Source organism: Nocardia sp. NPDC059240 (assembly GCF_042753865.1).
Taxonomy (GTDB): Bacteria; Actinomycetota; Actinomycetes; order Mycobacteriales; family Mycobacteriaceae; genus Nocardia.
Genome location: NZ_JBHZAC010000001.1, coordinates 1,053,792 through 1,062,284 on the forward strand (window position 1 = coordinate 1,053,792; position 8,493 = coordinate 1,062,284).

Sequence of the window (8,493 nt, forward strand, 5' to 3'; positions counted from 1 at the left end):
GTCAGGCTAGGTTGGAGGGCGTGTCAGACATTCTCGACCCGCCCGCCACGCCGCCCCGTCGACGGCGGCTGAAACGGCAACGCAAGAAACGGCCGTTCTGGCAGGAACTGCCCGCCCTGATCGTGATCGCCGCCGTCGCCGTGGCGCTGGTGGTCACGTTCATCGGCCGCCCGTACGTGATCCCGTCGCAGTCGATGGAGCCGACCCTGCACGGCTGCCCCGGCTGTACCGGCGACCGGATCTATGTGGAGAAGCTGAGTTTCGACTTCGGCGACCCCCAGCCCGGCGATGTGATCGTGTTCAAGGGTCCGACCGCGTCCTGGGATCGCGCCTGGACCTCGCGCCGGTCGGGCAATGCCGCCGTCAAGGGGCTCGAGAACGCCATCGCCTTCTTCGGCCTCATGCCGCCGGACGAGAACGATCTGGTCAAGCGCGTCATCGCGGTGGGCGGTCAGACCGTGCAGTGCTGTGATGCGCAGGGCCGGGTGCTGGTGGACGGCAAACCGCTCGACGAGCCCTACGCCCATTACAACCTCCCGTACCGGCCGGGTCTGGCCTACACCGGAAGTGTCGGTACCGGACGCGAATTCGGCCCGATCAAGGTGCCGGACGGCAATGTGTGGGTGATGGGCGACAACCGCAACGAGTCCGCCGATTCCCGCGCCCACGTCGAGGACCAGTACCAGGGCACGGTCCCGCTCTCGGATATCCGGGGCAAGGCGGTGTTCAAGATCTGGCCGCCGGGCCGCATCGGCCCGATCCATTCGCAGAAACCGTGAGGTTCAGCCGACCACGATGACGGACTTGCCGCGGGAGTGCCCGGCGGCGAGGTGGTCGATGGCGAGGGCGGCGTCGGGCAGCGCGAAGGTGCGGGTCACGCGCGGTGCCAGGGCACCCGCGGTGGCGAGTTCGGTGACGGCGCGCAGGCTTTCGGGTGTGGGCAGCGACAGCAGCGCACGCAATCGCTGACGCACGAAGGGCGAGAGCAGTTGGGCGGCGGCGGATCGTCCGAGCCCGCCGAACCAGCGGCCGCCGTTCTCACCGCCGCCGAGGACGAGCGCGCCGCTGTCGCTGAGCAGCGAGCGCAGCAGCGGCAGCGGCCGGTTTCCGGCCATGTCGAGGATGAGATCGTAACGGCCGCTGAGTTCTTCGCTCGTGTAGTCGATGACGTGGTCCGCGCCGAGATCGGTGACGAACTCGGCGGACCCGCCGGAGCAGACGGCGGTGACCTCGGTGCCGAAATGCTTGGCGAGCTGGACCGCGAGGTGCCCGACCCCGCCCGCCGCACCGATGACGAGGACCCGCTGCCCGGATTCGATGCGGCCGGCGTCGCGGAGGCCGATGAGCGCGGTCATGCCCGAGATCGGCAGGGCCGCCGCCTGTTCGAAGCTCAGATTGACGGGTTTGCGCTGCAGTTTGGCCCCGGGGGCACAGGCGAATTCGGCGAAGCTGCCCGGTGCGGTGCCGAAAACCTCGTCACCGGGCCGGAATTCGGTGACCTGCGGGCCGACCGCCTCCACGATCCCGGCGACGTCCCAGCCACGCACCCGTTCCCGGGGTTTGCGCGGGCCCAGCGCCAGGCGCGCGATGCGGGGTTCGCCGGTCATGAAATGCCAGACGCTGGGGTCCACCCCGGCGGCCCGCACCCGCACGAGCACTCCGTCCTGGCCGACTTCGGGGGTGGGAACGTCACGGTAGGAGAGCATTTCGGTGGTGCCGTACGCGTTCTGCGCAATAGCCTTCATTGCTGGTCTTCTTCCGGATACTCGAAGATCTCGTCCAGTGGTGCACGGAACACCCTGGCGATCTGGAATGCCATCTCCAATGATGGCGAGTACTTGCCCTGTTCGATGGCGTTGACGGTCTGCCGGGTCACGCCGAGCCGGTCGGCCAGTTCGGCCTGTGTCATCTCGCCGCGGGAGAACCGCAGCGCGCGAATATTGTTGGTGACCTTGGTCGGCTTCACCATGGCCACATCCCCCGCCGGTAGGCGACGAGTTTGGCGGCCGCGCCCACCACCGCGGACAGCGTGAACCCGAGGTACACGACGTTGGCGATCCAGAACCGGTCACCGTCCGCCATGGCCAGCACCATGGCCGCGACCGCGCCGAGGACGACGAAGCCGTTGCCGACGATCGTTCCGCGCCGGTCGATTTCGCGGTCGCGCTGATCGCGCCGGTCCCGGTCACGCGACCCGATCGAGACGGCGATGCTCGCCACGATCGACGCCACGATGGACCCGCCGACCGCCCACAGCAGCGGCCCGACGTAGGCCACCTCCGGCAGGGCGGTGTGTCGCGCCCGGGTCAGCACGACGATCAGGTAGATCGCGTACGAGACGCCCGCCGCGACACCCAGAATCCAGGTTCGCTTCTCCTCATAGGACACGGGTTCAGTGTAAAGAAACTTCGACATGATGTACAGAATTCTTTACATCGCCGGGCGACCCCACTCCGCCACCACACCATCCCGCTCTCGAATTCCCCTGTGTCGCAGCCGGTTCCCTTCTCCCCGCCGACCCGATAGCGTCGAAGCCATGGCCGATCTAGAAGCCCCGGACCGCATCGAGACGCTCGGCGCGGATTTCTTCGCCGACCCGCACGCCCACTACCGCCGCTGGCGGGCGGACGGCGCGGTCCGGCAGGTCCGATTCCCCGACGGCGTGGTGCGCTGGGTGGTGCTCGGTTACGCCGAAGGCCGCGCCGCCCTGAACGATCCGCGACTGCGCAAGAACGCCGAGCATGCCACCGCGCTGCTCAATGACAAGCGGGGCCTGCCGCCCGCCACCGCCGGTCATATGGTGCTGCTGTCCAACATGCTCAATACCGATCCGCCGCACCACACCCGGCTGCGCAAGCTGGCGACCCGTGCCTTCACCCCGCGCCGGGTGGCGGCGCTGCGCCCGCGCATCGAGGAGATCACCGCCGGTCTGCTCGACGCCATGGCCGGCCGCGACGAGGTCGATCTGCTGCACGATTTCGCGGAGCCGCTGCCGATCACGGTGATCTGTGAACTCCTCGGCGTCCCCTTCGAGGATCGCGCCGACTTCCAGCGGTGGACCCGCGCCATCGTCAGTGTCTCCGGCGAGAACGACGAGAGCTACACCCAGTCGACGGCCGCCATGGGCGCCTACCTGTCGCGCTTGGTCGCGGCCAAGCGCGAGGCGCCCGCCGCCGATCTGCTCTCCGCGCTGGCCGATCCCGCCGATGACGGCGACGCCCTCACCGATCGGGAACTCGTCGGCATGGCGTTCCTGCTGCTGGTCGCCGGGCACGACACCACTGTCAACCTGATCGCCAACGGCACGCTCGCCCTGCTGCGCGCTCCGGCTCGGCTGCACGCCCTGCAGGCGCACCCGGAGGCGATCCCGGACGCGGTGGAGGAGTTCCTGCGCTACGACGGCCCCGTCAATATGGCGACCCTGCGCTATACGGCGGAACCGGTCACCATCGCCGGGACCGTGATCCCGGCGGACGAATTCGTGCTCATCGCACTCTCTTCCGCCAACCGCGACCCCGAGCGTTATCCCGAACCGGAGTCCCTGGACCCCGACCGCGACGCGACCGGTCACGTGGCCTTCGGTCACGGCATCCACTTCTGTGTCGGTGCGCCCCTGGCCCGCCTGGAAGCCCAGACGGCCTTCGCGGCCCTGCTGTCCCGCTTCCCGAACCTGCGGCTCGCGCCCGCCGCCGACACGGTGACCTACCACGCCAGCACGCTGATGCGCGGTCTGACCGCGCTGCCGGTCCTGCTCGACTGACGCCGCTAGCGGCGGCTGAGCGAGACGGGAAGCGCGTTGGGCGACAACACGAAATCGCGGTTGGAGGCGCGCACCCGATGCCCGGGCGTGGGGGTCAGCCGCCACCGCGACAGCAGGGCCGCCGAGGCGAGCGCGATCTCGAGCAGCGCGAAGTGATCGCCGAGGCAGCGCCGCCGCCCGACACCGAAGGAGATCATGGCCTTCTTGGCGGTGTCGGCGGCGTTCTCGGCGTCCCAGCGGTCCGGATCGAAGGTCTCCGGGTGGGTGAACCAGCGCGGATCATGTTGAACCATGTAGGGGCTGAACATGATCGCGGCACCGGCCGGAATGGTGACCTCCCCGATGGGCAGGTCGGCGCTGGCGTTGGCGGCGCTGATCCACGGCCCCCAGAAGCGGATGGTCTCCGACACCACCTGTTTGAGGTACGGCATGGACGCCAGGTGGTGCGGTCGCACGTTCTCGGCGCCGACCACGGAATCCAGTTCCGCGTACAGCTTTTCGAGGATGGCCGGGCGCAGGCTCACCTCGTGCCACAGCCAGCCGGTCAGTGACGCCATGGATCCGACGCCACCGGCCAGCATGAGAATCGCCTCGTCGATGATGTGGTCGTCGGACAGTCGCGCCCCGGTCTCGGCGTCGGTGTGCCGGATGAGCGCGGACACCACATCGTTGAAATCCTCGTCGCGCCTGCGATATTCGCTGACGACCGCGCCGACGGCGGCCCGCAGGTGCCGGGATTTGCTGCGCCACCGGTAGTTCGCGATCACCCGCAGGCGGCGCAGTTGCGGCGGCAGCGCGGTGCGCACGATGACCTGGCTGAGCAGCCACGGCACACTGTCGCGGATCTCGCGGCGCGCACCGTCGCCGAACTCGGCGGTGAACAGGGTCGCCGAGACGGTGTCGAGGACCAGGCCGTGTGCTTCGTCCATGAGATCGACCCGGGTATCCGCCGGCAGCGCCGCCGACCACGCATTGGCGATATCGGCGGCGGCTTCGGCGTATTCGGCCAGCCGGGTCTGGCGCAGGGCGGGCGAGATCATGCGGCGGCGCAGCCGGTGTTCCGGGCCGCGCAGCACATTGACCGCGCCGCCCGCGATATCGGCGATGGCTTCGCGCAGGTCTTCGCGTTCGAATTCGGCGTCGCTGAGGTTGACTTCGCGCAGCAGGTCGGGGGTGGTGAGCACGTATCCGGTCTGGCGGCCGAAGTGCACGCGCACGATCGGTCCGAGGGCCGGCAGCGAGCCGACGAAGCCGGGGGCGTCGGTGAGCGCGCGCAGGCTGTGCCCCAGTACCGGCACGCTGCCCGGGGCGGTGGGGATCTCGGCGAGGGTGCGCGGCATGGGATGCGTCGACGCGGCGGCCACGGCGGCGCCGGCGTCCCGGTATACCTCCAAGACCCGTGCGATCTGCCGGGATTGGCGCACGGCGTCGGCCTGCCCGGCGAGCTGCGCGCGCAGCTCGGTGAGCACCGAGCGGTCCGCGACCAGCTTGCCGAGGGTCGCGGCCATGGCGTCGACGGACGGATCGTCGGTGCAGATGCCCGCGGGCACCGATTCGGCGAGGTCCGGATCGCAGTACACTACCGGCAGTCCCATGGCGGTGGCCTCGAGCAGCACCATGCCCTGGGTGTCGAATCCGGTGGACGGGAACAGCAGTGCGTCGGCGGCGGCCATGGCGTCGAGGCAGGCGGCCTGGGACACTCTGCCGTGCAGGCGAACCCGGTCGCCGAGGCGGCGTTCGACGATGCGTCCGACGGCCGCGCCGTACAGTTCGCCGTCGCCGTAGATGTCGAGCACGCAATCATCGGTGCGCCGCACCGCCTCCAGGGATTCCAGCAGCCGCTTCTCCCCCGACAGCCGCCCGCACCAGACCAGCCGCAGCGGGCCGCCGTCCGCACGCGGCGCCTCAGTGCGCCCGTCGAGGAGCGCGTCGTCGACACCGTTGGAGATGACGGTCAGGGGTCGTGTCATCCCGTGTGCGAGCAGCAGATCCGCGAAATGCCGGGTTGGTGCGATCACCCGGTCGGCGGCCTGCGCCTGCCCGCTGATGGTCTGCCACGCGTGCGCGGCCGCCGCCGATTCCCCGGCGCGGCGCGGTGTCCGGTGGTGCGGCACATAGCGTCCGTGCAGTAGGCGCAGCGCCAGCGCGGCCGGATACGGTGCGGGCGAAGTGTGTTCGATGAACGCGTCGTCGCGGCTCTGCGCGGTGTGCACCAGGGGAATACGATGCCGCCGAGCGGCTTTCATGCCCGCGATCGCGACGCCGTAGGTGGTGTGGGTGTGTACGAGATCGATCGGCCCGCGCGCGGCGAATTCGGCGTCGATGAGCGCGGCATTGCGCCGCGTCGGCGCGACCACCGCGAATCCGTTCACGGCCGGGATCGACAGCGGGTGCAGGGCAACGCTGTCCGGGTCGGTGGCCGCATCGGGCGCGGCGGCCGGATCGGGCGGCACGAACAGGGTGACCCGGTGACCGGCGTGTTCGAGGCCGCGGCGCAGCGCGGCGACCGCGGTCTGCACCCCGCCCAGCGAGGCCGGGTGATAGTCCACGAACATCGCGATGTGCATCGGTGGAACCCTAGTCCGCGCCGCCCCGCTGTGAAATGCCCACATTTCCTGCGTCTGGACGGCGGCGGTCGCACCACCCAGTGTCTACTGATCCCACCATCTGTGTCGAAAGAGGCCGCATGCGCATCGCGATACCGCTGACCGGAACCCGGGGCGACGTCCATCCGGTCGTGGGCCTCGCGGTCGAGTTGCGGCGGCGCGGCCACGAGGTGCTGTTGGGCGCGCCGCCGAATCTGGTCGACTTCGTCACCGCCGCAGGACTTCCCGCGCAGGCCTGCGGACCGGATGTGCAGCAGCTCTACAGTTCCGAGGAGGGTCAGCGCGCGCTGGCGGCCGGGAACACGCTGCGGTTGATGCAGATGGTGGGCAAGCAGATGGCCGAGTACGGCGAGCGGATGAACCACGAGGTCATCGACGTGTGCTCGAAGGCGGAGCTGATCGTGGCGAGCACGGTCACCGAGGACCGCGCGTCCTCGGTGGCCGAGGCGATGGGGGTGCCGCTGGTCAGCCTGCACTATTTTCCGTGCCGGATGAACAGCGCCTACCCGTTCCCGGGACTGCTTCCCGCGCACTGGAATCCGCCGGGGCCGGTCAATCGGGCGACCTGGGCGGTGGCGGAGAATCTGCGCCGGGTCGTGTTCCTGCGCTATCTCAACCAGTTGCGCGGCACGCTCGGCCTGCCGAAGTCCTATACCGGTCCGGCCGCGGCGCTGGCGCGGGCACGGGTGCCCGAGATCCAGATCTATGATCCGGCACTGGTTCCCGGCCTGCCCGGGCAGTGGGACGAGCGCCGCCCCTTCACCGGTTTCCTCACCTTGGACCGGGCCACCCGCACCGCCGTGGGCGAGCTCTCCGGCAGTCATGACGACCTGCTGGCCTGGATCGGATCCGGTGCGCCGCCGGTGTTCTTCGGATTCGGCAGCATGCCGATCCGCGACGCCGCCGCCGTGTTTGCGATGGTGGAGCAGGTCTCCGCGCGGCTCGGTGTCCGCGCCCTGGTGCATGCGGGCTGGAGCGATCTGGATGTCGCCAATACCGTGACCGGCGACCGAATCAAGCTCGTGAGCGCCAATTTCGCCTACGACCTGGTCTTCCCGCTCTGTGCGGCGGCGGTGCATCACGGCGGCATCGGGACGCTGTTCGAGAGTCTGCGGGCGGGTCTGCCGACGGTGGTGTGCTCGGTGTCGTTCGAGCAGCCCATGTGGGGCGGGCAGGTCGAGAAGCTGGGCGTGGGTGCGCATCTGCCGTTCACGGCGATGACCGCCGAGCTGCTCGAGCGCAAGCTGGCCCCGCTGCTCAACGACGAATCCCGCACCCGGGTGCGGGATTTCGCCGCCACGCTGCTGACCACCGGCACCGCCGAGCGCGCCGCCGATCTCATCGAGGCCGCCGCCCGGTGACCTCTCCCGCCCGCTACCTGGTGCCCGACACCCTGGTGATGTTCCGTCGCAGTGCGCGCCGCACGCTGCGCAGCACCGACACCCTGGTCATCTCGCTGTCCATGCCGATCCTGATGATGCTGCTGTTCACCTACGTCTTCGGTGGCGCGATCGAGGTCGGCGGCTCGTATCTGAACTATGTGGTGCCCGGGATCATGCTGCTGTGCACCGGTTTCGGCGCGTCCATCACCGCCGCGAGCGTGTGCACCGATATGACCCGGGGCAGCATCGACCGCTTCCGCACGCTGCCCATGTTCCGCCAGGCGCTCGCCGCCGGTCACCTGAGCGAGGGTTTCGTTCGTACGATGGCCGCCATCGTGATCGCGGTGGGGGTGGCCGTGGTGCTGGGCTATCGGCCCGGTTCCGGCCCGCTGGGCTGGCTGGCCGCCGCCGCAGTGATCGCGTTGTTCGTCATTGCGGTGACCGCGATCTCGGTGGCCTTGGGCATGGCCGCCAGCAATCCCGAGGCCGCCGGCGGACTCACCTACGCGATCACCTTCATCCCGTATGTCAGCAGCGCGTTCGTCCCCACCCACACCATGCCGAGCTGGCTGCGGCCCTTCGCCGACAATCAGCCCGCGACACCGGTCGTGGATGCCGTCCGCAGCCTGCTCGACGGTACCGGTCCCGCCCGGACACCGGCCGCCGTCCTCTGGTGCACGGTGCTCGCCGCGATCGGGTTCGGTTGTGCGGCGGTCTCTTACCGCCGCCTGGCCCACCGCTGAGG

Annotated in this window: 8 protein-coding genes; 4 read left to right on the plus strand and 4 right to left on the minus strand. The window is 69.6% G+C overall.

The genetic code is table 11. From position 1 onward, the window contains the following. The first annotated feature begins 20 nt into the window (after nucleotides 1-20). Entirely contained in the window at nucleotides 21-779 is a 759-nt protein-coding gene (gene lepB, locus ACFXHA_RS04980; protein WP_379353016.1) for a signal peptidase I, read from the plus strand. A gap of 3 nt (nucleotides 780-782) precedes the next feature. Here the strand turns inward: lepB and ACFXHA_RS04985 are convergent, their stop codons facing one another. Genes ACFXHA_RS04985 through ACFXHA_RS04995 form a run of 3 tightly spaced genes read right to left on the minus strand, consistent with a single transcriptional unit; the run spans nucleotide 783 to nucleotide 2,388 of the window. Then, nucleotides 783-1,745, minus strand: coding sequence for an NAD(P)-dependent alcohol dehydrogenase (locus tag ACFXHA_RS04985; protein ID WP_379353018.1), 963 nt, complete (start codon nucleotides 1,743-1,745; stop codon nucleotides 783-785). Next, nucleotides 1,742-1,969: a helix-turn-helix transcriptional regulator gene (locus ACFXHA_RS04990; protein WP_379353020.1), complete on the minus strand. Its 228-nt coding sequence runs from the start codon at nucleotides 1,967-1,969 to the stop codon at nucleotides 1,742-1,744. Before ACFXHA_RS04990 ends, ACFXHA_RS04985 begins: the two co-directional genes overlap by 4 nt. Then, nucleotides 1,963-2,388, minus strand: a complete 426-nt coding sequence (locus ACFXHA_RS04995; RefSeq protein ID WP_379353022.1) for a hypothetical protein — start codon at nucleotides 2,386-2,388, stop codon at nucleotides 1,963-1,965. The genes ACFXHA_RS04990 and ACFXHA_RS04995 overlap by 7 nt, the downstream gene beginning before the upstream one ends. Before the next feature lie 148 nt (nucleotides 2,389-2,536). Here ACFXHA_RS04995 and ACFXHA_RS05000 point away from each other — a divergent pair, with 148 nt between their 5' ends. Beyond that, nucleotides 2,537-3,760, plus strand: a complete 1,224-nt coding sequence (locus ACFXHA_RS05000; protein WP_379353023.1) for a cytochrome P450 — start codon at nucleotides 2,537-2,539, stop codon at nucleotides 3,758-3,760. A gap of 5 nt (nucleotides 3,761-3,765) precedes the next feature. Here ACFXHA_RS05000 and ACFXHA_RS05005 read toward each other — a convergent pair whose 3' ends face one another. Continuing rightward, nucleotides 3,766-6,327 (minus strand): cytochrome P450, encoded by a 2,562-nt coding sequence (locus ACFXHA_RS05005; RefSeq protein ID WP_379353025.1) that lies wholly within the window; start codon nucleotides 6,325-6,327, stop codon nucleotides 3,766-3,768. Between the two features lie 119 nt (nucleotides 6,328-6,446). Here ACFXHA_RS05005 and ACFXHA_RS05010 point away from each other — a divergent pair, with 119 nt between their 5' ends. Continuing rightward, nucleotides 6,447-7,727: a glycosyltransferase gene (locus tag ACFXHA_RS05010; RefSeq protein ID WP_379353027.1), complete on the plus strand. Its 1,281-nt coding sequence runs from the start codon at nucleotides 6,447-6,449 to the stop codon at nucleotides 7,725-7,727. Further along, nucleotides 7,724-8,491, plus strand: a complete 768-nt coding sequence (locus tag ACFXHA_RS05015) for an ABC transporter permease (RefSeq protein WP_379353029.1) — start codon at nucleotides 7,724-7,726, stop codon at nucleotides 8,489-8,491. Before ACFXHA_RS05010 ends, ACFXHA_RS05015 begins: the two co-directional genes overlap by 4 nt. Nucleotides 8,492-8,493: the final 2 nt, after the last annotated feature.